23 protein-coding genes and 1 other annotated feature are annotated in these 20,222 nt (G+C 66.9%); of the genes, 11 read left to right on the top strand and 12 right to left on the bottom strand.

The window, feature by feature from the left end:
• Positions 1 to 83: 83 nt before the first annotated feature.
• Genes MTR65_RS19330 through MTR65_RS19315 form a run of 4 tightly spaced genes read right to left on the bottom strand, consistent with a single transcriptional unit; the run spans position 84 to position 2,525 of the window.
• A complete protein-coding gene (locus tag MTR65_RS19330; protein WP_243803066.1) occupies positions 84 to 611 on the bottom strand; it encodes a hypothetical protein in 528 nt (175 codons plus the stop codon).
• Between the two features lie 32 nt (positions 612 to 643).
• Entirely contained in the window at positions 644 to 1,369 is a 726-nt protein-coding gene (locus tag MTR65_RS19325; protein ID WP_243803064.1) for a M48 family metallopeptidase, read from the bottom strand.
• A 5-nt stretch (positions 1,370 to 1,374) separates the two neighbouring features.
• Positions 1,375 to 1,899 (bottom strand): YcgN family cysteine cluster protein, encoded by a 525-nt coding sequence (locus tag MTR65_RS19320; RefSeq protein WP_243803062.1) that lies wholly within the window; start codon positions 1,897 to 1,899, stop codon positions 1,375 to 1,377.
• Positions 1,896 to 2,525 carry an SCO family protein gene (locus MTR65_RS19315; protein WP_243803060.1) on the bottom strand — a complete coding sequence of 210 codons (630 nt, stop codon included), beginning with the start codon at positions 2,523 to 2,525 and terminating at the stop codon, positions 1,896 to 1,898. Before MTR65_RS19315 ends, MTR65_RS19320 begins: the two co-directional genes overlap by 4 nt.
• Before the next feature lie 96 nt (positions 2,526 to 2,621).
• Between MTR65_RS19315 and MTR65_RS19310 the strand changes: the two genes are divergently transcribed.
• The 5 genes from MTR65_RS19310 (at position 2,622) to ssb (ending at position 6,889) form a co-directional block, all read left to right on the top strand.
• Complete coding sequence (locus MTR65_RS19310) at positions 2,622 to 3,281, top strand: ankyrin repeat domain-containing protein (protein WP_327194351.1); 660 nt, start codon at positions 2,622 to 2,624, stop codon at positions 3,279 to 3,281.
• Between the two features lie 11 nt (positions 3,282 to 3,292).
• Complete coding sequence (locus tag MTR65_RS19305; RefSeq protein WP_243803057.1) at positions 3,293 to 3,946, top strand: COQ9 family protein; 654 nt, start codon at positions 3,293 to 3,295, stop codon at positions 3,944 to 3,946.
• A 127-nt stretch (positions 3,947 to 4,073) separates the two neighbouring features.
• Positions 4,074 to 4,328, top strand: a complete 255-nt coding sequence (locus tag MTR65_RS19300) for a FeoA family protein (RefSeq protein ID WP_039392652.1) — start codon at positions 4,074 to 4,076, stop codon at positions 4,326 to 4,328.
• The gene (feoB, locus tag MTR65_RS19295; RefSeq protein WP_243803055.1) at positions 4,325 to 6,166 is read left to right on the top strand and encodes a ferrous iron transporter B; all 1,842 of its coding nucleotides are present in this window, start codon (positions 4,325 to 4,327) and stop codon (positions 6,164 to 6,166) included. The genes MTR65_RS19300 and feoB overlap by 4 nt, the downstream gene beginning before the upstream one ends.
• Positions 6,167 to 6,271: 105 nt before the next feature.
• The gene (ssb, locus tag MTR65_RS19290) at positions 6,272 to 6,889 is read left to right on the top strand and encodes a single-stranded DNA-binding protein (RefSeq protein WP_243803053.1); all 618 of its coding nucleotides are present in this window, start codon (positions 6,272 to 6,274) and stop codon (positions 6,887 to 6,889) included.
• An 82-nt stretch (positions 6,890 to 6,971) separates the two neighbouring features.
• On the opposite strand, the gene MTR65_RS19285 is transcribed toward ssb, so the two are convergent.
• Together MTR65_RS19285 and MTR65_RS19280 are read right to left on the bottom strand one after the other, a co-directional pair.
• Positions 6,972 to 7,526, bottom strand: coding sequence for a YceD family protein (locus MTR65_RS19285; protein WP_243803051.1), 555 nt, complete (start codon positions 7,524 to 7,526; stop codon positions 6,972 to 6,974).
• On the bottom strand, positions 7,523 to 8,062 hold the full coding sequence (locus MTR65_RS19280; protein WP_243803048.1) for a ubiquinol-cytochrome C chaperone family protein: 540 nt from the start codon (positions 8,060 to 8,062) through the stop codon (positions 7,523 to 7,525). The genes MTR65_RS19285 and MTR65_RS19280 overlap by 4 nt, the downstream gene beginning before the upstream one ends.
• A gap of 191 nt (positions 8,063 to 8,253) precedes the next feature.
• Between MTR65_RS19280 and MTR65_RS19275 the strand changes: the two genes are divergently transcribed.
• From MTR65_RS19275 to MTR65_RS19250, 6 genes are all read left to right on the top strand, one after another.
• Complete coding sequence (locus MTR65_RS19275) at positions 8,254 to 8,748, top strand: outer membrane protein assembly factor BamE (RefSeq protein ID WP_226638262.1); 495 nt, start codon at positions 8,254 to 8,256, stop codon at positions 8,746 to 8,748.
• A gap of 155 nt (positions 8,749 to 8,903) precedes the next feature.
• On the top strand, positions 8,904 to 9,476 hold the full coding sequence (gene hslV / locus MTR65_RS19270) for an ATP-dependent protease subunit HslV (protein WP_243803046.1): 573 nt from the start codon (positions 8,904 to 8,906) through the stop codon (positions 9,474 to 9,476).
• A 17-nt stretch (positions 9,477 to 9,493) separates the two neighbouring features.
• Positions 9,494 to 10,795: an ATP-dependent protease ATPase subunit HslU gene (hslU, locus tag MTR65_RS19265; RefSeq protein WP_243803044.1), complete on the top strand. Its 1,302-nt coding sequence runs from the start codon at positions 9,494 to 9,496 to the stop codon at positions 10,793 to 10,795.
• Positions 10,795 to 11,190: an ACT domain-containing protein gene (locus tag MTR65_RS19260; protein WP_243803042.1), complete on the top strand. Its 396-nt coding sequence runs from the start codon at positions 10,795 to 10,797 to the stop codon at positions 11,188 to 11,190. Before hslU ends, MTR65_RS19260 begins: the two co-directional genes overlap by 1 nt.
• A gap of 196 nt (positions 11,191 to 11,386) precedes the next feature.
• Positions 11,387 to 12,082: a phytanoyl-CoA dioxygenase family protein gene (locus MTR65_RS19255; RefSeq protein WP_243803039.1), complete on the top strand. Its 696-nt coding sequence runs from the start codon at positions 11,387 to 11,389 to the stop codon at positions 12,080 to 12,082.
• A 27-nt stretch (positions 12,083 to 12,109) separates the two neighbouring features.
• Entirely contained in the window at positions 12,110 to 12,316 is a 207-nt protein-coding gene (locus MTR65_RS19250) for a DUF1737 domain-containing protein (protein ID WP_148626424.1), read from the top strand.
• A 276-nt stretch (positions 12,317 to 12,592) separates the two neighbouring features.
• On the opposite strand, the gene MTR65_RS19245 is transcribed toward MTR65_RS19250, so the two are convergent.
• The 6 genes from MTR65_RS19245 to MTR65_RS19220 form a co-directional block, all read right to left on the bottom strand.
• Entirely contained in the window at positions 12,593 to 14,077 is a 1,485-nt protein-coding gene (locus MTR65_RS19245; protein ID WP_243803037.1) for a SulP family inorganic anion transporter, read from the bottom strand.
• An 83-nt stretch (positions 14,078 to 14,160) separates the two neighbouring features.
• Positions 14,161 to 14,216 (bottom strand) — a sequence feature (sul1 is cis-regulatory element that is thought to sense ions involved in sulfur or methionine metabolism; They are found in Alphaproteobacteria).
• A gap of 82 nt (positions 14,217 to 14,298) precedes the next feature.
• A complete protein-coding gene (locus tag MTR65_RS19240; RefSeq protein ID WP_243803034.1) occupies positions 14,299 to 14,643 on the bottom strand; it encodes a DUF4919 domain-containing protein in 345 nt (114 codons plus the stop codon).
• Positions 14,644 to 14,684: 41 nt separating this feature from the next.
• Positions 14,685 to 16,505 (bottom strand): ABCB family ABC transporter ATP-binding protein/permease, encoded by a 1,821-nt coding sequence (locus MTR65_RS19235; RefSeq protein WP_243803032.1) that lies wholly within the window; start codon positions 16,503 to 16,505, stop codon positions 14,685 to 14,687.
• Positions 16,506 to 16,565: 60 nt separating this feature from the next.
• Positions 16,566 to 17,429 carry a glycosyl transferase gene (locus MTR65_RS19230; RefSeq protein WP_243803030.1) on the bottom strand — a complete coding sequence of 288 codons (864 nt, stop codon included), beginning with the start codon at positions 17,427 to 17,429 and terminating at the stop codon, positions 16,566 to 16,568.
• 11 nt (positions 17,430 to 17,440) lie between these two features.
• Positions 17,441 to 18,871 carry an oligosaccharide flippase family protein gene (locus MTR65_RS19225; RefSeq protein ID WP_243803028.1) on the bottom strand — a complete coding sequence of 477 codons (1,431 nt, stop codon included), beginning with the start codon at positions 18,869 to 18,871 and terminating at the stop codon, positions 17,441 to 17,443.
• Positions 18,872 to 18,909: 38 nt separating this feature from the next.
• Positions 18,910 to 19,911: a glycosyltransferase gene (locus MTR65_RS19220; RefSeq protein ID WP_268739552.1), complete on the bottom strand. Its 1,002-nt coding sequence runs from the start codon at positions 19,909 to 19,911 to the stop codon at positions 18,910 to 18,912.
• Positions 19,912 to 20,222: the final 311 nt, after the last annotated feature.

Here is a 20,222-nt window from a genome sequence, read left to right as displayed (position 1 = left end):
GCCGACGCCGGGGTTGGGGCGGCTGAGCGGGCGGGCCCACGCGGCAAGCGCAGCCGCCGCGGCAAGCCAGCGCGAATCGTCGTTCACGGCCGGGTGGGGGCGTCGCCGGTTTCGGCCGAGGGTTCGCCAGCGGTCTCGCCGGGCATCCTGGGCGCGACGGCGCCTTCGGGCAGGCGCGGCTTGCCGATTTCCTTGAGCTTGGCGGCCTCTTCGGCGGCCTGCTCGGCCTCGGCCTCACGCGCGATCCTGTCGACGTCCATGCCCGACCAGCGGCCCAGCGTCTTGTAGATCTCGCGCACTTCCTTGTCGCGCTTGGCCTGCTCGAAGGCCAGCTCTTCCTTGGCCTTCTGGTTGGCGATGTTTTCCTTCAGGATTTCCTCGTCGGTGCGGCCTTCGGGCAGCGTCGCGATCCAGGTCACCTTGGGTGGGGGATGGGGGGCAGAGCCCTCCTGGCCGGCCATCATGTAGAAGATCGCAAAGGTACAGGCCGCCGAGATCGCGGCGATGCGCCAGCGGTTGGTGCCCGCCTGCTGCCACACGAACCGGAAGTCCGCGAGCATGCCGGTGGGCTTGACGTCCTGCCAGTATCCGGAGCGTTTTGAGAAAAGCATGGGGGCTATTTAGAGCCTATTGCGCGCAAACGCTAGCCGAAGGGGACATAGAGGCTGCGCCCGTGCGCCTTGAGCCAGCGGTTCGCCTCGTGGACCGAGCCTTCGAAGATGGTCTTGAGGCAGTGGTGGAAGGCGGGTGAATGGTCGAAATGGACAAGGTGGGCGACCTCGTGCGCGACGACCGAGCGGCGCACCGCATCGGGGGCCATGACAAGCCGCCAGTTGATACGGATCGCGCCGTTGGCCGCGCAGCTGCCCCAGCGGCGCTTGGCGCTGGACAGGGCCAGCGCGGGTGTAGGCTGGCCGGCGCGCGCGCAGTATTCGGCCAGATCCTCTTCCAGGAGGGGCCGGGCCTCACCCTGCATCCAGCGCGCAAGGCGCGAGGGGAGCGAGGATGTGGGGCCGCCGACTTCGAGCGTCTCGGTCCCCAGCACAACCCGTCGCGGGGCGTCGGGATCGTGGGCGAGGACCAGCGAGGCACCGCGAAAGAGGATCTGCGCCCCGTCGGCCAGCTCGCTGGCTTCGGGCACTGCCCGCAGCTGCTTTTCCAGCCAGGCCGTGCGCGAGCGGGCGAAGGCAAGTGCCTCGCTCTCGCGCACATAGGGGGGAAGAGTGATGCGCACCGCGCTGCCATCGGGCGCGAGCCGCATGGTCATGCGCCGGGCGCGCTCCATGCGGCGCAAGGCAATGGGGACGTCGCGCCCGCACAGCGTGACGCTGGGCTCCTGACGGGGATCGCGCTTGAGCCAGTCGAGCATCGGCCTCAGTCGTCCCGCTCCTCATCGTCGGCCCCGATTTCGGTTTCGACGATGTCCCAGGGGTTCTGGCCGTCCTCGATCTCGAATTCCTGCTCCATCCCCTCAGGCCAGATGATGTGCTGTTCGAGGGGGCCTGCATCGATCTCGCTGACCACGCGGCCCGCCACCGAAACCCCGGCGCGGTGGACCGCCTGGCGATCACCGCAGACAAGGTAGTGCCATTCGGGCAGGGGCTGGTCCTCGGCGCGCAGGCGATAGGCGCAGGTTTCCGGCAGCCAGGGAAGCGAGCCTGCGGTGCGCAGGGTCAGCGTCAGGCAATCGGCCACCGCGCGCTTGCGGTGGGGGTAGTCGCTGCACAGCGCAGTCTTGGTGTCGAGCAGCTTGCAGGCGACATTGGTGTGGTAGATCTCGCCACTGTCGGCGTCCTCCACCTTGTGCAGGCAGCACTGGCCGCAGCCATCGCACAGCGCTTCCCACTGCGCCTTGTCGAGGCTGGCGAGCGGGCGCTCCCAGAACGGGCGGGCGCTCACTGGACGAGGGCCTCCAGGTCGCCGGCGACGGCCTTGCGGCCCTTGTCGACGGGCAGCATGGCGACGGGCTCGCCTTGCGGGTTCATCAGGTAGACGAAGCGCGAGTGGTCCATGAGGTAGCCGCCCTGCGTCTCGGCGCCCTTGCCGTAGTAGACCGCGAAGGCCTTGGCGGCGGCATCGACCTGCTCCTTCGTGCCGGTAAGGCCCTTGAGGTTCTCGCCAAAGGCGGCGGTCCATTCGCCCACGATCTCGGGCGTGTCGCGCGCCGGGTCGATGGTGATGAAGATGGGCTGGACCTTGGCGGCGGCCTCGGGATGGGCCTTGGCGAAGGCGTTGTAGCCCATCATCATTTCCTGCACGTCGATCGGGCAGGCGTCGGGACAGAAGGTGTAGCCGAAGTAAAGCATCGCCCACTTGCCGCGAAAATCCTTCCAGGTGACGGTCTTGCCGTCCGTGTCGACGAGCGTGAAGGGCCCGCCGATCTCCGCGCCGGTGATGTCGGTGCCGACGATGGGGGGCATTTCGGGCGTGTCGCTGCCGCCCGAACAGCCCGCAAGAGCAAGGCTGAGGCCAAGCGTTGCGGCAAGGAGCGTGCGGCGGACGGTGCGGGAGGCAAGATGGGTCATGGCGAAGCGGTTCATGCTCTGCTAGACCGCGACTTGCAAGGCGCGGATGGAGGGCGCGCGCCCAGCTTGTTGAGAATTCACGGAAGGATATCAAAGGTGTCGAAACTTGCGAACCGGAACGGAACGCCGCTTGGCCGGCTGTTTCTGAAAGGTGCCCTGGCGCTGGCCGCAGCAGGCCTCGCGGCGGGCTCGCTGGCGACGGGCGCTGCGGCGCAGACCGGTTTCTCCGAAGGCTACAAGTTCCTCGAATCGGTGAAGAAGAAGGAAGGCGAAGAGGTCGAGCAGGCGATCATGAGCACGCCCCTCATCGTCAATTCCAGGGACGTGACGAGCGGGGAAACCGCGCTCCACATCGTTGTCCAGCGCCGCGACATCACCTGGCTGCGCTACCTCGTCCAGAAGGGCGCCGAGCCCAACCTCGCCGATGACCACGGCCGCACGCCGCTCCAGCAGGCGGTGAACCTGGGCTGGCGCGACGGCGCGATCTATCTGATCGAGAACGGTGCGCGCACCAACGACTCGAACGATGCCGGTGAGACCCCGCTGATCTCGGCCGTCCACCGCCGCGATACCGAACTGATGAAGGCGCTGCTCAAGGCCGGCGCCGATCCCTCGCGCACCGACAATTCGGGGCGCAGCGCGCGTGACTATGCCGAACTGAATGGCAAGGACAGCTATCTGGTGAAGGTCATCGACGACAACGTGACCGAAGGCGCCAGCAAGAACTCCAAGCCCGTCTACGGCCCCACTTTCTGAAGGAACAGGGCATGGAAGAAGCCACCACTCTCGCCGACCTGCGCCGCAATCTGGCGCCCGCGATTGCCGATGCCGCCGCCTTCGATGGCTGGAGCGCGCAGGCCGTCGAACAGGCCGCGCGCCAGCACGGCGTCGATCCCGAACTTGCCGCCTATGCCTTTGGCGGCAAGCAGATGGCGATGATCGAGGCCTGGATCGAGGCGATCGACGCGGGGATGTTCGCGGCGGTTCCCGCCGACTCGCTGGCGGGTGTTCCCGTGCGCGAGAAGATCCGCCGTCTCGTCATGGCCCGTCTTGAGGCCGCGAGCGGGCGCGAGGAAGCGCTCACCCGCGCGCTGGCAATCATGGCAATGCCGCAAAACCTCGCGCGCGCCGCGCAACTGGGCTGGTACAGCGCGGACCTCATGTGGCGCGTGGCGGGCGACACCGCGACCGACTACAACCACTACACCAAGCGCACCACGCTGGGCGCGCTCTATGCCGCGACGCTGCAGGTCTACGCGCGCGAGAAGGACCCGGAAAAGCCCGAAACCCGCGCTTTTCTGGAGCGCCGGATCGAGGGCATCCTGCGCTTTGAGAAGGTCAAGGCACAGCTTACCCGTTCGCCCGACGAGCGCTTCAGCCTGACCCGTCTCCTCGGGCGCCTGCGCTACCCGGCGCGCTGACACCGGCATCCGCGTCTGCAGGCGCGCCATGTTGCGCGCCTGCAAGATTTGATTTCGGCCAATGACATGGCGTCCTGCTTATTGCGAAGCAGTTGCAAAGAAGCCTCTAATCTGGCAGCGCCATCTTATGACTCTCGATCAACAACCCATCGATCAGAAGGTCCGCATCGTTGCGGTCGACTGGGACCAGCTCGTCCCCGAGGAAGCGCGGCGTCTGCGCGCGCTGGGCGTCGATACCGGCGCGCAGGTTTCGGTGTCGCAGCGCGGCGTGTTCGGCGGGCGTGACCCCATCGCGCTGCGCATCGGGCGCATGGTCGTCGCGGTGCGCCGCGCCCACGCCGCCGCGATCGAGGTGAGCGATCTGGAGAGCACCCCGGCATGAGCCGTCCCCGCAAGATTGCCCTCGTCGGAAATCCCAATGCCGGCAAGAGCGCGCTGTTCAACGCGCTGACCGGCGCGCGCCAGAAGATCGCCAATTATCCGGGCGTTACGGTGGAGCGCAAGTCGGGCCGCCTGGTGCTGCCGACCGGCGAGCCGGTCGAGCTGACCGACCTTCCCGGCGCCTATGGCCTCGATGCGACGAGCCCCGATGAGGAAGTGACCTCCAAGGTCATCCGCGGCGAATTTCCCGGCGAGGCCGAGCCCGATGTTCTGGTCGTCGTCCTCGACGCCTCGAACCTGGAACAGCACCTCGTCTTCGCACAGGAACTGCTCGCGCTGGGCAAGCCCACCGTGATCGCGCTCAACATGGTCGACCTGGCCGAGCGCGACGGTCTCGTGCTCGATCCCGCGGTTCTGGAGGAAGAGCTGGGCGTGCGCGTGGTGCCGACCGTGGCGGTGCGCCGCCGTGGCCTGACCGAGCTCGCCGAAGCCGCGTCTTCGGCCGGGCTTCGCGAGCCGGGGCCAAGCCTTACCGAGATCGGCGAGACCGAGCGGCGCGTGGCCGCGCACGCGATGGCGAACGGCGCGATCCTTTCGGAAACCCGCCAGCGCCGCCTGCATGCACGTCTCGATTCGGTCCTGCTCAATCCCTGGGCCGGGCCCTTCGTGCTGTTCGCGCTCCTGTTCGTGATCTTCCAGGCGGTCTTCGCCTGGGCCACGCCTTTCGCCGACGCGCTGGAGGCCGGTGTGGGCGCGCTGCACGACGGTGTAACGGGCCTCATGCCCGCGAGCTTCGTGCGCGATCTCCTGACCGAGGGCATCATCTCGGGCGTGGGCTCGGTGGTGGTGTTCCTGCCCCAGATCGTCATCCTCTTCGCCTTCATCCTCGCCATGGAAGCCTCGGGCTACATGGCGCGCGCCGCCTTCCTGATGGACCGCATGATGGCGAGCGTGGGCCTTTCCGGGCGCAGCTTCATTCCGCTGCTCTCCAGCTTTGCCTGCGCCATTCCGGGCATCATGGCGACCCGTTCGATCACCGATCCCAAGGACCGCCTGACCACGATCCTGATTGCCCCGATGATGACATGTTCGGCGCGCCTGCCGGTCTATGCCGTCATCATCGCCGCCTTCATCCCCAACGAGAGCGTGGGCTGGGGCGTGGGCCTGCAGGGCCTCGTGCTCTTCGCGCTCTATGTCGCAGGTGTGCTCGGCGCGATGCTGGTCGCCCTCATCCTGCGCCGCTCGGTGACCAAGGGCGCGGCTTCGGGTTTCATCATGGAGCTGCCCAAGTACCAGCTGCCCCGGCCGGGCGACCTTCTGCTGGGCCTGTGGCAGCGCGCGTGGATCTTCCTGCGCCGTGCGGGCACGATCATCTTCATGGTCACGGTGGTCCTGTGGATCATGCTCAGCTTCCCGCGCGCCGAACCTGGGCAGAGCCAGGTCGATGCCTCGTTCGCGGGCAAGATCGCCAATGGCCTGGCCGTGGTGGTCGAGCCGATCGGATTCAACCGCGACATGGCGCTCGCGCTGATCCCGGCGATGGCCGCGCGCGAAGTGGCGGTCTCCTCGCTGGCGACGACCTACGCGGTCGATGCGAGCGACGAGGACGAGGAAGCGGCCGAACTGGGCGAGCAGCTCAAGGGCCGCTGGACCCTGCCGATGGCGCTCGCGTTCCTGGCCTGGTTCGTCTTTGCGCCTCAGTGCATGTCGACCATTGCCGTCACCCGGCGCGAGACCAATGGCTGGAAGTGGCCGACCTTCATGCTCGCCTACCTCTTCGGCCTTGCCTACGTGGCAGCCGGAGCGACCTACTGGCTGGCGGTCTGGGCGGGGCTCTAGACCGCAATTCAGGCAGGGCTGTTAAAAACAGGCGCGCACGACTCGCGTCCCGGGCAGCCATTCGCTAACTCCGGTGGCCGAAATTCAGAAGAAAGCGATTCATCCATGGCAGGCAGCGTCAACAAGGTCATCCTCGTCGGCAACCTCGGGGCCGACCCCGAAGTGAAGTCGTTCCAGAACGGCGGGCGCGTGGCGAACCTGCGCATCGCGACCTCGGAAACCTGGAAGGACCGCCAGACCGGCGAGCGCCGCGAGCGTACCGAGTGGCACCAGGTCGTGCTCCAGTCCGACGGCCTCGTCGGCGTTGCCGAGCGCTTCCTGCGCAAGGGCTCGAAGGTCTACATCGAAGGCCAGCTGCGCACCCGCAAGTGGCAGGACCGCGACGGCAACGACCGCTACACCACCGAAATCTCGGTCGCGGGCATGGGCGGCGTGCTGACCATGCTCGACAGCGCGGGCGGTGGCGGTGGCCAGCGCGGCGGTGGCGGCATGGGCGGCAGCTCGGGCGGTGACAGCTGGGGTGGCGGTGGCGGCTCGTCTTCGGGCGGCGGCGACTGGGGCCGTTCGGGCGGTTCGTCGGGTGGCGGCGACAGCTGGGGCGGCGGTTCCTCGGGTGGCGGCGCGTCCTCGGGCGGCAGCGACTGGGGCCGCAGCGGCGGTTCGTCGTCCTCCTCCTCGGGCGGCGGCTTCGGCGACGATCTGGACGACGATATTCCGTTCTGATCGTAGCCTCGATCCCAAAACAAAAAAGGGCGGGACACCACAGGGTATCCCGCCCTTTTTGCGTTCAGGCTGCCCGCAGGGCTCAGTCCTTGCCGGTCAGGCCCTTGAGCGCGGCGAAGGGGCTGTTGTCTTCGGGTGTCGACAGGCCTGCCTCGGCGCGCGCGGCTTCGGCGTCGGGGCCGGTCAGGTAGGGGTCGATCGAGAGTGCAAGCGACTGCGCGACCGCTTCACCAAGGTCGATGTAGGTCCCGGAATATTCGATCTCATCAAGGTCGTCGCTGTCGAGCTCGATCTCGGCATCGGGAGCGTAGCCGGTGAGCTGGGGCACGAAACGCACCTCGATGGGCTCGCCCGAAATCTCCACGGGAAGTTCATCGGCCGAGATCGCGCAGGTCTGCACCCAGGCGGCATCAAGCGTGCCGGTGACCGAGACGGTGCGCTCCTTGCGGCTGAGTTCAAGCTGGGCGACCAGCTTGTCGAGGCGCACCAGACCAAAGCGCCTGGCCAGCGCCGCGCGCTCGGCCTCGTTCGCTTCCAGGCGCGGGGCCAGCCCTTCGACCTGGCGCACGTCGACCGTGTGCGAGAATTCAGGGGCCGGGGTGGGGCCGGAAGAGGGGGTGTCGGGGGAAGAAGTCATCGCGCAATCCTTGCGGCTAGCAGGTCGTCGTCGGAGAGGGACTGGAAGGTGGCGTGAAGTGCGCGCACGGCCTCGGCCAGCGCGGCCGTTGGGGCGCCTTCGTTGAGGGTCACGTTGCGCGCCAGAACGTCCTCGAGCGCGGTGTCGCTGTCCGGGGCAAGCGCATCGCGCAGCGCGCCGATGCGCCCGCCAAGGACGCTCACCAGCTTGCCCATGCGCTTGCCCACGACAAGATCGCCCACGCCCGACTGGCGCAGCTGGCCGTCCATGTCCTCGACGAAGAGTTCGGTGAGGTGCGCGGAGGCATTGATGAGCGGGGCCGGCGCCTCGGCGTCCAGCGCGGCGCGCTCCATGCGCAGCATGGCCAGCGCCATCACCAGCGTCACCGCATCGAAACGGCCCGACACCGTGTCGGCAACGCCTTCGCGTGCATACCAATGTTCCTCGCGGGCAATTTCCACGAGGCGGTGCCAGAGCGGGCGCATGTTGGTGCGCGGCGCCTTGCGTGTGCCCATGAGGCGGGAAAACAACGACACGGGGCAGAGCACTCCTTCGTTCAGCGGCAATTCAATCGGCACTGGCCAGGCAGTGCAAATCGGGTCCCTTTGGGCGCACAGCCATTGCGCACGCGCTTTCGGGGCCTTAAGGCCTGATGCCGATACATGGGCGGCAGGCGCGCTGGCAAGGATCCTTGCCCGCCATGTCCCCGAGGTTTTGGAGTGTAGTGATGGGTAACCGTGGTTTGAAGCTCAGGTCGGCAGGGGCGCTCCTCGCGCTCGGCGCGCTGGTCGCGGGCTGCAGCTCGATCAAGGACCATCGCGGGTACATCGTGGACCAGACGCTGGTCGATTCGGTGCAGCCGGGCGTCGACAACCGCCAGTCGGTGGAGCGCACGCTGGGCCGCCCGACCTTCGAAAGCCAGTTCGGCGCCAAGGACTGGTACTATGTCTCGCAGACGGTGAAGACGCCCGCGTTCCGCAAGCCGCGCACCGATCAGCAGACCGTGTTCCGTGTCCAGTTCGACGCCAACGACAACGTGCTGGACGTCCAGCGCCGCGGCATGGAGCAGGTCGCCCGCATCAGCCCCAATGGCGACAAGACGCCCACGCTGGGCCGTCACCGCACGCTGCTCGAAGACCTGTTCGGCAACATCGGCGCGGTGGGCACCGGCGGCATGGGCGGCGGTCAGGCTCCGCAGGGCCCGGGCCCGAACGGCAGCTGATCGCTCAGGCTTGAAGAGCGCGGCCTCGAAAGGGCCGCAGATCCATTGCAAAGGCGCGCGGGATGCACACTCCCGCGCGCCTTTTGCGTGGGGGGCGTGCAATCGGGCGCAGGCTATGTCTTGAACGGCACACATGCGGGCATATATCCTCGCCCATGAATAGCGATGCAGCGAGCCACGGCCTGGTACAGTGGCATGGGACGACGATCATCGGCGTGCGCAAGGGCGGACGTACGGTGATCGCCGGAGACGGTCAGGTCTCCATGGGCAACACCGTCATGAAGCCCAACGCGCGCAAGGTCCGGCGCATCGGGGAGGGCGGCAAGGTCATCGGCGGCTTTGCCGGCGCGACGGCCGATGCCTTCACCCTGTTCGAGCGTCTTGAGCGCAAGCTGGAGCAGCACCGCGGCCAGCTCATGCGCGCGGCGGTCGAGCTTGCCAAGGACTGGCGCACCGACAAGTACCTGCGCAACCTGGAAGCGCTGATGATCGTGGCGGACGCCGATTCGCTGCTGATCCTCACCGGCAACGGTGACGTGCTCGAACCCGAGGCTCTGGGCGACACCCAGATCGCCTCGATCGGTTCGGGCGGCAACTACGCGCTGGCCGCCGCGCGCGCGCTCGACGCCTACGAGGAGGATCCCGAACAGATCGCACGCAAGGCCATGCAGGTCGCCGCCGACATCTGCGTCTTCACGAACGACCGCGTGACGGTCGAAACCATCTGATTGCAGCGAAGAGACCCATGAAAGACACCCTTACCCCCAAGGCCATCGTGGCTTCGCTCGATGAGCACATCATCGGCCAGTCCGAGGCCAAGAAGGCCGTCGCGGTCGCGCTGCGCAACCGCTGGCGCCGCCAGCGCCTCTCCGCGGACCTGCGCGACGAGGTGACGCCCAAGAACATCCTGATGATCGGCCCGACGGGCTGCGGCAAGACCGAGATCAGCCGCCGCCTCGCCAAGCTGGCCGATGCGCCCTTCGTGAAGGTGGAAGCGACCAAGTTCACCGAAGTGGGCTATGTCGGCCGCGATGTCGAACAGATCGCCCGCGACCTTGTCGAGGAAGCGATCCGGCTTGAAAAGGAGCGCCGCCGCGAATCCGTGCGCGAGGCGGCCAGCAAGGCGGCGATGGACCGCCTGCTCAACGCGCTAGTCGGCGAAGGGGCCTCCGAGGCCACCCGCGCCGCCTTCCACGAGCGCATCACCCAGAACGCGATGAACGACACCGAAGTCGAGATCGAGGTCGAGGACGCGCCGAGCGGCGCCATGGAGATCCCCGGCATGGGCGGCTCGGTCGGGATGATCAATCTCTCCGACATGATGGGCAAGGCGTTCGGCGGCCAGAAGACCGTGCGGCGCAAGATGAAGGTGCCCGAAGCCTGGGACAAGCTGGTCGACGAGGAATCGGAAAAGCGGCTCGATCAGGACGATGTCCAGCGCGTCGCCATCGCCGATGCCGAGCAGAACGGCATCGTCTTCCTGGATGAGATCGACAAGATCGCGGTCTCCGACCAGCGCGGCGGCACGGTCAGCCGCGAGGGCGTGCAGCGCGACCTCCTGCCGCTGATCGAGGGCACGACCGTCGCCACCAAGTACGGCGCGATGAAGACCGACCATGTCCTCTTCGTCGCCTCGGGCGCGTTCCATGTGTCCAAGCCCTCGGACATGCTGCCCGAACTCCAGGGCCGCCTGCCGATCCGCGTCGAATTGAAGGCCCTGACCGAGGCGGACTTCGTGCGCATCCTTGCTGAAACGCGCGCCAACCTGGTCGCCCAGTACAAGGCGCTGCTGGGCACCGAGGACCTCACCATCGAGATGACCGAGGGCGCGGTGCGCGAAGTCGCCAAGATCGCCGCGCAGGTGAACGAGAGCGTCGAGAACATCGGCGCCCGCCGCCTCCAGACGGTCATGGAAAAGCTCTTCGAGGAGCTCTCCTTCGAGGCCGAGGACCGTGGCGGCGAGACGGTGACGATCGACGAGGCCTACGTGCGCGAGAAGCTCGAAGGTCTGGCCGGCAACGCCGATCTTTCCAAGTACATCCTGTAATGACGGACGGGCCGGTGCGCGAGGGACGCGCGATGATCGCGGGGATGTCGCCCTGGCTCGATCCGGAAACCTGGATTTTCTGCACCGGCGGCGCGCCGCTCACGCAGGCCATTGCCAGCTTCGCCGAGGCGGAAGGTCTCTCGCAGATCCTTCCCCTCGCCTTTGCCGAAATGGCGGGGCACGACACCTCGCTCCCGATGGCCCGCATCGTGCTGGAGGTCCACTCCGCGCTGGATGGCCACGGGCTGACGGCGGCGGTTTCCACCGCGCTGGCCGAGGCTGGAATCGCCTGCAACATGGTTGCCGCCTTCCACCACGACCACGTCTTCGTGCCCTTTGCCGAGAAGGAGCGGGCGCTCGCCGTACTGGAGGCGCTCCAGTCAAAGGCTGGGTGAGCCGGACGAAGAAGGACTTTCCGAGGGCCATTGCCCTCGGGCTCCCCAAACGGTCTAGGTTGCGTTCCGTACGCGGCCTTGGTTGAGAAAGGCGAGGTTGCCGAGTTCGGGGCAAGGGGCGATGGCCCCTTGAATCGGATTCCTGTTCCTCTTCTTGTAAACGCGACGCGTTCGTGAAGAGAGATCCGCCAACGTGATGAACACCACACATCCTTGCCCCTCCTCGCTCGACCTGGATCGCGATGGGGCCTGCCGCGTCGCGGGGCTCGCCACCGCGATCCTGCCCGCGCTTCTGGCTGAATTTGCCGACTACCCGGTCGGACAGGCGGGCGTGCGGCTTTCCGGTGCGCCGGGGCTGGAGACATTGCTTGGCGCGAGAAGCCTTGTAGGGGGCGAGGTCGAGGCCCGGTCCGGACGCCCGATGCAGCCGGTTCGCGCGGTGCTGTTCGACAAGCGCGCGGATCGAAACTGGGCGTTGGGCTGGCATCAGGACCGCACGATTGCCGTGCGTGCGCGCTATGACGTACCGGGCTATGGTCCCTGGAGCATCAAGCAGGGCATCTGCCATGTCGAGCCGCCCTTTGCGGTGATCGAGGCGATGATGACCGTGCGCATTCACCTCGATCCGGTCAATGGCGGCAATGCGCCGCTGCGCATCGCACGTGGCTCGCATACCTGGGGGCGGGTCCCGGTCGCGGACGTGGAGGCGCAGGTGGCGCAATCGCAGCAGGCCATCTGTCTTGCCGAGGCGGGAGACGTCTGGCTCTACCGCACCCCGATCCTGCATGCGTCCGATCCTGCGGATGGACGCGCGACGGGGCGGCGCGTGTTGCAGGTGGATTATTGCGGGCAGGGCTTGCCTGCGCCTCTGGAGTGGCTAGGCATCGGGTAAAGGCCATTTGGAAAGGATGCCGCGCCCATGTCGCAATACGAAACGCCTGAAGACCGCCCGATCTATCGCCTCCTCACCGGCAAGGACGACCGCGCCTTCTGCGAGCGGATTTCCGAGGCTCTGGAGCAGGGCTGGCGGCTCTACGGGTCGCCTTCGATCAGCTGGGACACGGCCGAGAACTGCATGAAGGCAGCGCAGGCGGTGATCTGGCATGAGGCCGACGTGGTCATGTGACCTGCACGGTCTGCAGACACGAAAAAGGGCGAGACGGTCTGGGCCGTCTCGCCCTTTTTCGTGTCCGGATGCGTCTTGATCAGACCTGGAAAGGACTGACCACCAGCAAAACGGCGGCGGCAGGAGCCAGCGCGGCGGCGTAGAGGAGGGTGGTCGTCAGGTCGGGCAGGTGGCGCAGGGAACGTTTCAACGGGGTACTCCGGGAACTCAGGCGGGGCAGTCAAGGGTTCGTATATTACAAACCCGTGAATACCTGCCCGGTTCCCGGCGAAACAATCAGTGCGGCACGGTGCCCAGCTCGAAGCCTGTCTTGTCGTGCGCGGCGAACTTGTCGACGATGTCCGCGCTCGCCCGGTTGTAGCCAACGACACGCACGTCCGCGCCGCCCTTGGCCAGTTCGGCAACGACCTTGTCGAGCGCCTCGACCGAGGAAATGTCCCACAGGTGCGCCTTCTCCATGTCGATGACGACCTTGGGGGCCGTCTCGCTCGCCGCATCCATCTGCTCGATGAAGCGGTGGACCGAGGCGAAGAAGATCTGGCCTGCGACGCGGTAGGTGGCGGTGTCGCCCTCGACCGTGCGCTCCAGCGTGAAGAGGCGCTGAACCTTCTGGGCGAAGAAGACGCCGGAGAGGAGCACGCCCACGATCACACCCTTCGACAGATCGCTGGTGGCCACCACGGTGACGACGGTCGCGACCATGACCACCGAGCTCTGCCAGGGGTGGCGCTTGAGGTTGGGGATCGAGTTCCACGAGAACGTGCCGATCGAGACCATGATCATCACCGCAACGAGGCTGGGCATCGGGACCTGGCCGACCCAGGGGCCGAGCGCGGCGAGGAGGATGAACAGGAAGATACCCGCGGTCAGGGTCGAAAGGCGCCCGCGGCCCCCCGAGGTCACGTTGATGACCGACTGGCCGATCATCGCGCAGCCGCCCATGCCGCCGAACATCGCGGCGATGATGTTGGCGATGCCCTGGCCGCGGCACTCGATGCGCTTGTAGGAATCGGTGCCGGTCATGTCATCGACGATCTGCGCGGTGAGGAGTGTCTCGAGCAGGCCGACCGCCGCCATCGCGAGCGCGGTGGGGGTGATGATCTGCAGCGTCTCGAAGGTCAGCGGAACCTGCGGGAAGGCGAAGGAGGGCAGGCCCTTGGGCAGCTCGCCCATCTCGCCCACGGTGTGGACCGGGGTGTCGAAGGTCAGCGAGATCGCGGTGAGGACCGCGATGGCGATGAGCGGCGAGGGGACGGCGGTGGTCAGGCGCGGCAGCAGGTAGATGATCGCAAGGCCGCCCGCGATCATGGCGTAGGTGTGCCAGGTGACGCCGGTCAGCTCGGGCAGCTGGGCCATGAAGATCAGGATGGCGAGCGCGTTGACGAAGCCGGTGATGACCGAGCGCGAGACGAACTGCATGGCGAGGTTCAGCCGCAGGATCCCTGCGATGATCTGGAACACGCCCATCAGGATGGTCGCGGCAAAGAGATAGTCGACGCCGTGCTCGCGCACGAGCGGGCCGACCAGCACCGCCACCGAGGCGGTCGCGGCCGAGACCATCGCGGGACGCCCGCCGGTGAAGGAAATGATGATCGCGATGGCGACCGAGGCCCAGAGGCCGACCGCCGGATCGACCCCGGCGATGATCGAGAAGCCGATGGCTTCGGGGATCAGGGCGAGGCCCACGACGAGGCCCGAAAGCACGTCGGCGCGAATGTTCGACCGCCATCCCTGGCGGTAGTGGGTGAGAAAGCTGCTCATTTAGGTAATTTTTCCGCATCAGGCACATGGGAGCCCCGGGTTTCAATTCAAAAATCCGGGGGTCTTCAAAGGCATGTGTGTGATGTTGCCCGGCGGATCGGCGGCCGGGATAGCCACCCGGAATTGCACCGGGTCCTTGCGAATGCGCCGCTTTTGCCCAAACGCTGCGCTGAATGCAACCCGCTGCACCAAGCTGCTAGCGGGCGGCCATCGCCGCGGCTTCAAAAGCCTCGAGCGTAAAATGCGCTGATGTCGAACCAGAACGTACGCGTCTCTCCGGTTTCGGGATGGGTTGCCTCGATCCGGTCGTAGGACTTGTCCTGCATGACGAGGGCCTGCCGTCGCCGCTGCATCCCAAACGCGGCGAGAACCTGGTATTCCTGCTTGACGCTACGTACCTTGTAAGCGGTTTCTGGCGTGGCACCGTCACCTTTGGCGAGGATTTTGGCGATCGACTTGGGGACCTGCGCCGCGCCCGGTTGCGTGGTCGCGGTATTGTCGGCAAGAGCGCCAGTGGGCGCAATCAAAGCGGCCAGCGCAAGCGCGGCCCATGAAGCTCGTCGCATCGTATCCCTCCTCCTCTGGTTCAAAGGTGAAGTTGCTAAGGTTACTCGGCGGCTTCGTCCAGATCTTCCGCTTCGCTGGCCTGGCGCGCCCACATCTCGGCATAGAGCCCGCGCTGGGCGAGGAGTTCGCTGTGGCTGGCGCTCTCGACAAGCCGCCCCTCGTTGAGGACGAGGATGCGGTCCGAGCCCGCGATGGTCGAGAGACGGTGCGCGATGGAGAGCGTGGTGCGGTCGCGCGAAACGCGCTGGAGCGTGCCCAGAATGTCCTTCTCGGTGCGCGTGTCGAGCGCGCTGGTGGCCTCATCCAGCATCAGGATCGGCGGGTTCTTGACCAGCGTGCGGGCGATGGCGACCCGCTGCTTTTCGCCCCCTGAAAGCTTGAGCCCGCGCTCGCCCACTTCGGTGTCGAAGCGCTGGGGGAGGCGGTCGATCAGCGGCATCAGAGCGGCGCCGCGCGCGGCGGCCTCCACGTCCGCGATGCCCGCACCATCGCGGCCATAGGCGATGTTGTAGCCGATGGTGTCGTTGAACAGCACCGAATCCTGCGGGACGATGCCGATGGCGGCGCGCAGGCTCGCCTGGGTCACCTCGCGGATGTCCTGCCCGTCGATCAGGATGCGCCCTTCGAGCGGATCGTAGAAGCGGAAGAGCAGGCGCGCGATGGTCGACTTGCCCGCGCCGGAAGGTCCGACCAGCGCAACGTTGTGTCCTGCGGGGACGTGGAAGGAGAGGCCCTTGAGGATCGTGCGGTCGGGCTCGTAGCCGAAGACGACGTTCTCGAAGGTGACGCTGGGCTCGCGGATCGCGAGCGCGGGGGCGCTCGGGCGGTCGGGCACTTCGACCTCGGTGTCGATCAGGCGGAACATCTCGGCCATGTCGATCAGGCCCTGGCGGATGGTGCGGTAGACCATGCCGAGCATGTCGAGCGGGCGGAACAGCTGGGTGAGGTAGGTCTGTACGAAGACCAGCTGGCCCGCCGTGTACTCGCCCCGGTACCAGCCCCAGACGGTCCAGGCGAGCGCGCCGGCCATGAGGAGATTGGTCACCACGGCCTGCGCGATGTTGAGGAAGCCAAGCGAATTCTCGCTCTTTACGGCCGCTTCTGCATAGGCGCGGGTGGCGGACGCATAGCGCTCCTGCTCGCGCGCTTCGGCGCCAAAGTACTTCACCGTCTCGTAGTTGAGGAGCGAATCGACCGCGCGGTCGAGCGCCTGCCCGTCGAGCCGGTTCATCTGCTGGCGCAGCTTGGTGCGCCACTCGGTGATCGTGCGCGTCACCCAGATGTAGGCGACAATGGCGGTCGCGGTCGCGGCGACGAGGCCGGGGCCGAAATTGACGTAGAAGATGACCGCGACGATCGCGAGCTGGAGCACGGTCGGCGCGATGTTGAAGAGCATGAAGTAGAGCATCGTGTCGATGCTCTTGGTGCCGCGCTCGATGGTCTTGGTGATCTCGCCGGTGCGGCGCGAGAGGTGGAAGCGCAGCGAGAGGCGATGAAGCTGGCCAAAGACGTTCTCGGCCAGCGCGCGCGTCGCGTCCTGGCCGACCCGCTCGAAGACGATGTTGCGCAAGTTGTCGAAGCTGGTCTGGAGCAGGCGTCCGGCCGCATAGCCCAGCACCGTCCACATCGCGAGCTGGATCAGCTTGGGGCCGGTGGCGCCCATTGCATCGACTGCCCAGCGCAGGAGGTAGGGCAGCAGCAGCTGCGTGCCGGTGGAGGCCAGGATGAACACGCAGGCGATGACGATGCGCACGCGCAAGGCCTTGTTTTCCCGCGGCCACAGATAGGGGAGGAACCGCAGGAGGGTGCGCCAGCCGTCGTGGTTGGCATCGGAATTGGGAGCAGCGCTGTCAGGTGGCATGGCCGCTATCTAGGGGCCTTGCGCGCAAATTGCATCCCTTTGCAGGAAGGGCAGAGCGTATCAGGTGCGGGGTAGGTCGAGAAAGAAGGGATCAAGCCCCATGTCGAACTTGCGCGCGAAGAAGGCACCGCTGGCCTCCAGGGCGGGCGTGTCCTTGCGCGTCAGCGTACGCGGGCTGGAGGCACCTTCCGGAAAGTCGACGAAGCGGCGGTTGGGGGCGAGCCGGCCGGGGAAGTGCGAACCGATGATGGTGGGAATGACATGTTCGTCGCTGCACACGGTGCCGTTGAGGCGCCCGGAGGCGATCGTGCAGGGCAGGATCTCGCCCAGGGTCTGCAGGGCATCGGCGGGAAGCGACCACCACGTCGCCCCATAGGACCATGGGCCGAACGGACGCGCCCTTTCAAGGCGCAAGAGGCGCCGTGCGGTATCACTCCAGCGGGCAAGGCGGCGCAGCTGCCAGGTCACCGCATAGGCGCGCGCGTCCTCCTGCGGATGGAGCCGCAGATAGCGCGTGTCGAAGCGGTAGGTCTGCATGCGTTCTTCCAGGTGGCCGGGGCGCACCTCGATATGGCACAGGCCCCTCGCCATTTTCTGCGCCAGAGCGGCGCGCGGCAGCAGCGGCCAGTCGGCCCCGCTGATGAGGTGGGCCGCGTCGCAGCCAAGGCGCAGCGCTTCGCCCACCAGCTTGGTGACTGCGGCAACCTGGCTCCAGTGCCCCCAGCGCACCGTCACCGGATCGGGGATCAGATGGACGCGCCCGGAAGGTCCGGGAAGCTCGCCTTCCAGCTCGGGCCAGAGCAGCGAGGCGCGGTCGGCGTGGATGACTACGATGTCCTCGTTTCCGGACACGAGCAGGCGCTCGACGAGCTCGCGCAACTGCGCGGCGTTGTCGTGGGCAAGGATGAGATAGGCCATGCGCATGGGCGTTCTCCTCAGCGGCCGAGCCGCGCGCGCAGCGGCGAGGCGAGGGCGGTGAGCATCGCCCGCACCTCACCCCAGGCCGGGTGGCGGGTGAGGGCTAGGGCGATAAGCCAGAGCCCGACGCCCAGTCCCGAAAGAACGAGAAGTTGCAGGAAGGGCATCGCGGCCCCGCCGTGTCCGGTCCACCGCGCGAGCAGAAGCGGGAGGCCCGCCGCAAGCGCGCAGGCGCCGCTGCGCAGGTACACGCGCACCAGCGCTGTGAAGGGAAAGGCCATGAGGCGCGCGAGATAGCTTGCGTAGATCGCCCACCACACGAAGCCATAGGCGATGCGGCTCAGGCCCGCGGCCTCCAGGCTGATCCAGGCACCCGCGGTCAGGATCGCGACCGCGGCGAAGGTATCGAGCAGGTTCACCCACACGAGGCGCCGGATCTGCCCCAGCAGCAGTGGTACGTCCATCTGCAGGGGAACGGCCACGAAGAAGATCTCGCCCAGCGCCGTCCAGCGCAGCAGCGAGGCCGAGCCCATCCAGTTGGGGCCATAGAGCAGCATGACCAGCGGCTCGGCGGCGAGCGCCAGACCCAGCATCGCGGCCCAGTTGAGCGCGGTATAGCAGGCGACAAGGTGCAGATAGGGCTCGGCGAGCGGCTCGCCCGCGTCGCGCTTGCGGGCAAAGGCGGCGTAGAAGACGGTGCCGATGGCGCCCGTCAGCAGGGTGGTGAGCTGTCCGGCAAGCGCACTCGCGCGGGAAAACAGGCCGGTCGCGGCAAGGCCAAGGAGGCGTCCGACAATGAGGTCCTGCGAGCGCTGGCCGATGGCCGCGCTCGCGCTCAGCACAAAGGACATCGAACTGAAGCCGAGCATGGGCCGGACCGAGGCGAGCACGCGGGGCAGGCGGGGGCGCACCGGGCGCTGCCAGTTGGCGAGCGCGGCGCGCACGAGCGCGGTGGCCAGAACGCCCCAGGCGAGGGACCCGGCTCCAAAGCCCATCGCAGCAAGGGCGACCGCGGTGCCATTTCCGGCCAGCGCGCTGCCCGCATTCACCTTGAACAGCGCGCGAAAGTCCATCGCGCGCACCAGCAGGGCGGCAGGGACCGTGGCGTAAGGGGTGACGAGATAGGAGGCCGCGATCAGCCACAGCAGTGGGGCGAGGGCGGGCTCTGTATAAAGGTGCGCCACGAGCGGCGCGGCCAGCGCAACGACAAGCGCGACCGACCAGCCAATCGTCACCGCGACGCCTGCATAGAACGGCACAGCGCCCGGCTCCATCTGGGGCTGGCCCGAGATGAAGCGGGTAATGCCCAGGTCCTGGAAAATGGAGACGAGCATGGCCGCGGCGAGCGCGATGGAGAAAAGGCCGACGTCGGCGGGCAGCAGGAAGAAGCGCGAGATGATGACGCTCGCGGCAAACTGGACGGTGAAGGTCGCGTATTGTGCGCCCATCGACCACAGGGCGGCTCCCCGCACATTCCCCTGCACACTCATCGTGCGAGCAAGGCCCTGGCGAGGCGCAGCGCACGGCCCGGCAGGCCGAAGCGCGCGAGGCGTATGACGGTACGCCACAGGCCCTGCGTCTCGCCCCCATCCTCAATGTGCTTCAAAAGCAGGGCAAAGCCATCTCCGCCCATCGCTTCGCGTGAATAGACAAGGTGCAGGGCGATCTTGCCGCGCAGCGCGCGCGTCACGCCTTCGCGCCCGAAGAGGGCGTCAAAGGCGTCGAGCGGCGGCAGGCGTTCCAGATCGGCCGTGGGGTCGCTCCGCCCGGCTGCCCGCTCGGCATAGGCGAGACGCGCAACCGCGCTCCCGATCTGCTGCTCGGTCGCATGGCGCGAGGAGACCTGTTCGGGATAGCGCCGGTACTGGAGCAGTCTCTCGGGAATGTTGCCAAGGTGGGTGAGGCTGGCAAGGCGCAGCCACAGGTCCAGGTCCTCGCAATGCCGGAAGGCGGCGTGGTAGCCGCCCGCTTCCAATACAACCGCGCGGCGCATCATGGCCGAGGGGTGGCAGATGAGCTGGCCGCCCCGGGCAATCGCGGCCAGCATCTCGTCGTGCGTGCACGGGTGATCCTCGCCGATCGGGGCGAGGGGGCGGCCCTCGCCGTCGATGTCCGCGCTCCAGCTGCCCACCACGCCGTACTCGGGATGGGCGTCCAGAAAGGCATATTGAACGGCAAAGCGGTCCGAGCGGCAGATGTCATCGGCATCCATGCGCGCAATAATGGGGGCCTGTGCCATGGCGACAAGCTCGTTGAGGCTGACAATGAGCCCTCTGTTCTCGCGCAAGGTCAGACGAATACGCGCATCGCTCTTTGCGTAGCGCTCCAGGATCGCCCGCGATCCGTCGCGCGATCCGTCGTCGAGGATGAGGAACTCGAAATCGGCAAAGGTCTGGGCGAGCACGCTCTCGATGGCCTGCGCCAGGTAGCGTTCCCCATTGTAGACGCTCATGGCCACGCTGATGGCAGGAGGTGGACAGGAGGACATCAGGCGCGCGTATTCCCATTGGGCGTCCAGACCCTTCGTCCCGGGGCTGGATCTCGAACTCGAGACCCTAGGCTAAGGCGGGCAGGTAAACAAACCATCCGATGGGCAGCGCCCGGAGTGGGACAGGTTGGCTATGAACCGTGGGCCACGAGACACCCTTGAACCGGACGGGGGGGAGCCCCACATAAGCCTCAGGCCGGAACAATCCGGTCTGGCATGATTTGATGAAACTTTTTTGAAAAAAGGGTTTGACCGAATCGGAGGTGTCACTTAGAGGGCCTCTCACCGCAGCGAAGCACGCCGCCAAACAC

Source organism: Novosphingobium mangrovi (assembly GCF_022818885.1).
GTDB classification, from domain to species: domain Bacteria; phylum Pseudomonadota; class Alphaproteobacteria; order Sphingomonadales; family Sphingomonadaceae; genus Novosphingobium; species Novosphingobium mangrovi.
The sequence above is the reverse complement of the archived record's forward strand: the minus strand, read 5'-3'. Positions and strand labels throughout refer to the sequence as shown.

Excerpts from the sequence above, each read along its gene's own strand:
- MTR65_RS19255 (WP_243803039.1), top strand. The coding sequence starts at position 11,387 with ATGAACACCACACATCCTTGCCCCTCCTCGCTCGACCTGGATCGCGAT.
- MTR65_RS19275 (WP_226638262.1), top strand. The coding sequence starts at position 8,254 with ATGGGTAACCGTGGTTTGAAGCTCAGGTCGGCAGGGGCGCTCCTCGCG.
- ssb (WP_243803053.1), top strand. The coding sequence starts at position 6,272 with ATGGCAGGCAGCGTCAACAAGGTCATCCTCGTCGGCAACCTCGGGGCC.
- MTR65_RS19230 (WP_243803030.1), bottom strand. The coding sequence starts at position 17,429 with ATGCGCATGGCCTATCTCATCCTTGCCCACGACAACGCCGCGCAGTTG.
- MTR65_RS19285 (WP_243803051.1), bottom strand. The coding sequence starts at position 7,526 with ATGACTTCTTCCCCCGACACCCCCTCTTCCGGCCCCACCCCGGCCCCT.
- MTR65_RS19305 (WP_243803057.1), top strand. The coding sequence starts at position 3,293 with ATGGAAGAAGCCACCACTCTCGCCGACCTGCGCCGCAATCTGGCGCCC.
- MTR65_RS19225 (WP_243803028.1), bottom strand. The coding sequence starts at position 18,871 with ATGGGCGCACAATACGCGACCTTCACCGTCCAGTTTGCCGCGAGCGTC.
- MTR65_RS19235 (WP_243803032.1), bottom strand. The coding sequence starts at position 16,505 with ATGCCACCTGACAGCGCTGCTCCCAATTCCGATGCCAACCACGACGGC.
- MTR65_RS19330 (WP_243803066.1), bottom strand. The coding sequence starts at position 611 with ATGCTTTTCTCAAAACGCTCCGGATACTGGCAGGACGTCAAGCCCACC.
- MTR65_RS19300 (WP_039392652.1), top strand. The coding sequence starts at position 4,074 with ATGACTCTCGATCAACAACCCATCGATCAGAAGGTCCGCATCGTTGCG.
- MTR65_RS19250 (WP_148626424.1), top strand. The coding sequence starts at position 12,110 with ATGTCGCAATACGAAACGCCTGAAGACCGCCCGATCTATCGCCTCCTC.
- MTR65_RS19220 (WP_268739552.1), bottom strand. The coding sequence starts at position 19,911 with ATGTCCTCCTGTCCACCTCCTGCCATCAGCGTGGCCATGAGCGTCTAC.
- MTR65_RS19240 (WP_243803034.1), bottom strand. The coding sequence starts at position 14,643 with ATGCGACGAGCTTCATGGGCCGCGCTTGCGCTGGCCGCTTTGATTGCG.
- MTR65_RS19325 (WP_243803064.1), bottom strand. The coding sequence starts at position 1,369 with ATGCTCGACTGGCTCAAGCGCGATCCCCGTCAGGAGCCCAGCGTCACG.
- hslV (WP_243803046.1), top strand. The coding sequence starts at position 8,904 with ATGAATAGCGATGCAGCGAGCCACGGCCTGGTACAGTGGCATGGGACG.
- MTR65_RS19245 (WP_243803037.1), bottom strand. The coding sequence starts at position 14,077 with ATGAGCAGCTTTCTCACCCACTACCGCCAGGGATGGCGGTCGAACATT.
- feoB (WP_243803055.1), top strand. The coding sequence starts at position 4,325 with ATGAGCCGTCCCCGCAAGATTGCCCTCGTCGGAAATCCCAATGCCGGC.
- MTR65_RS19260 (WP_243803042.1), top strand. The coding sequence starts at position 10,795 with ATGACGGACGGGCCGGTGCGCGAGGGACGCGCGATGATCGCGGGGATG.
- MTR65_RS19315 (WP_243803060.1), bottom strand. The coding sequence starts at position 2,525 with ATGACCCATCTTGCCTCCCGCACCGTCCGCCGCACGCTCCTTGCCGCA.
- hslU (WP_243803044.1), top strand. The coding sequence starts at position 9,494 with ATGAAAGACACCCTTACCCCCAAGGCCATCGTGGCTTCGCTCGATGAG.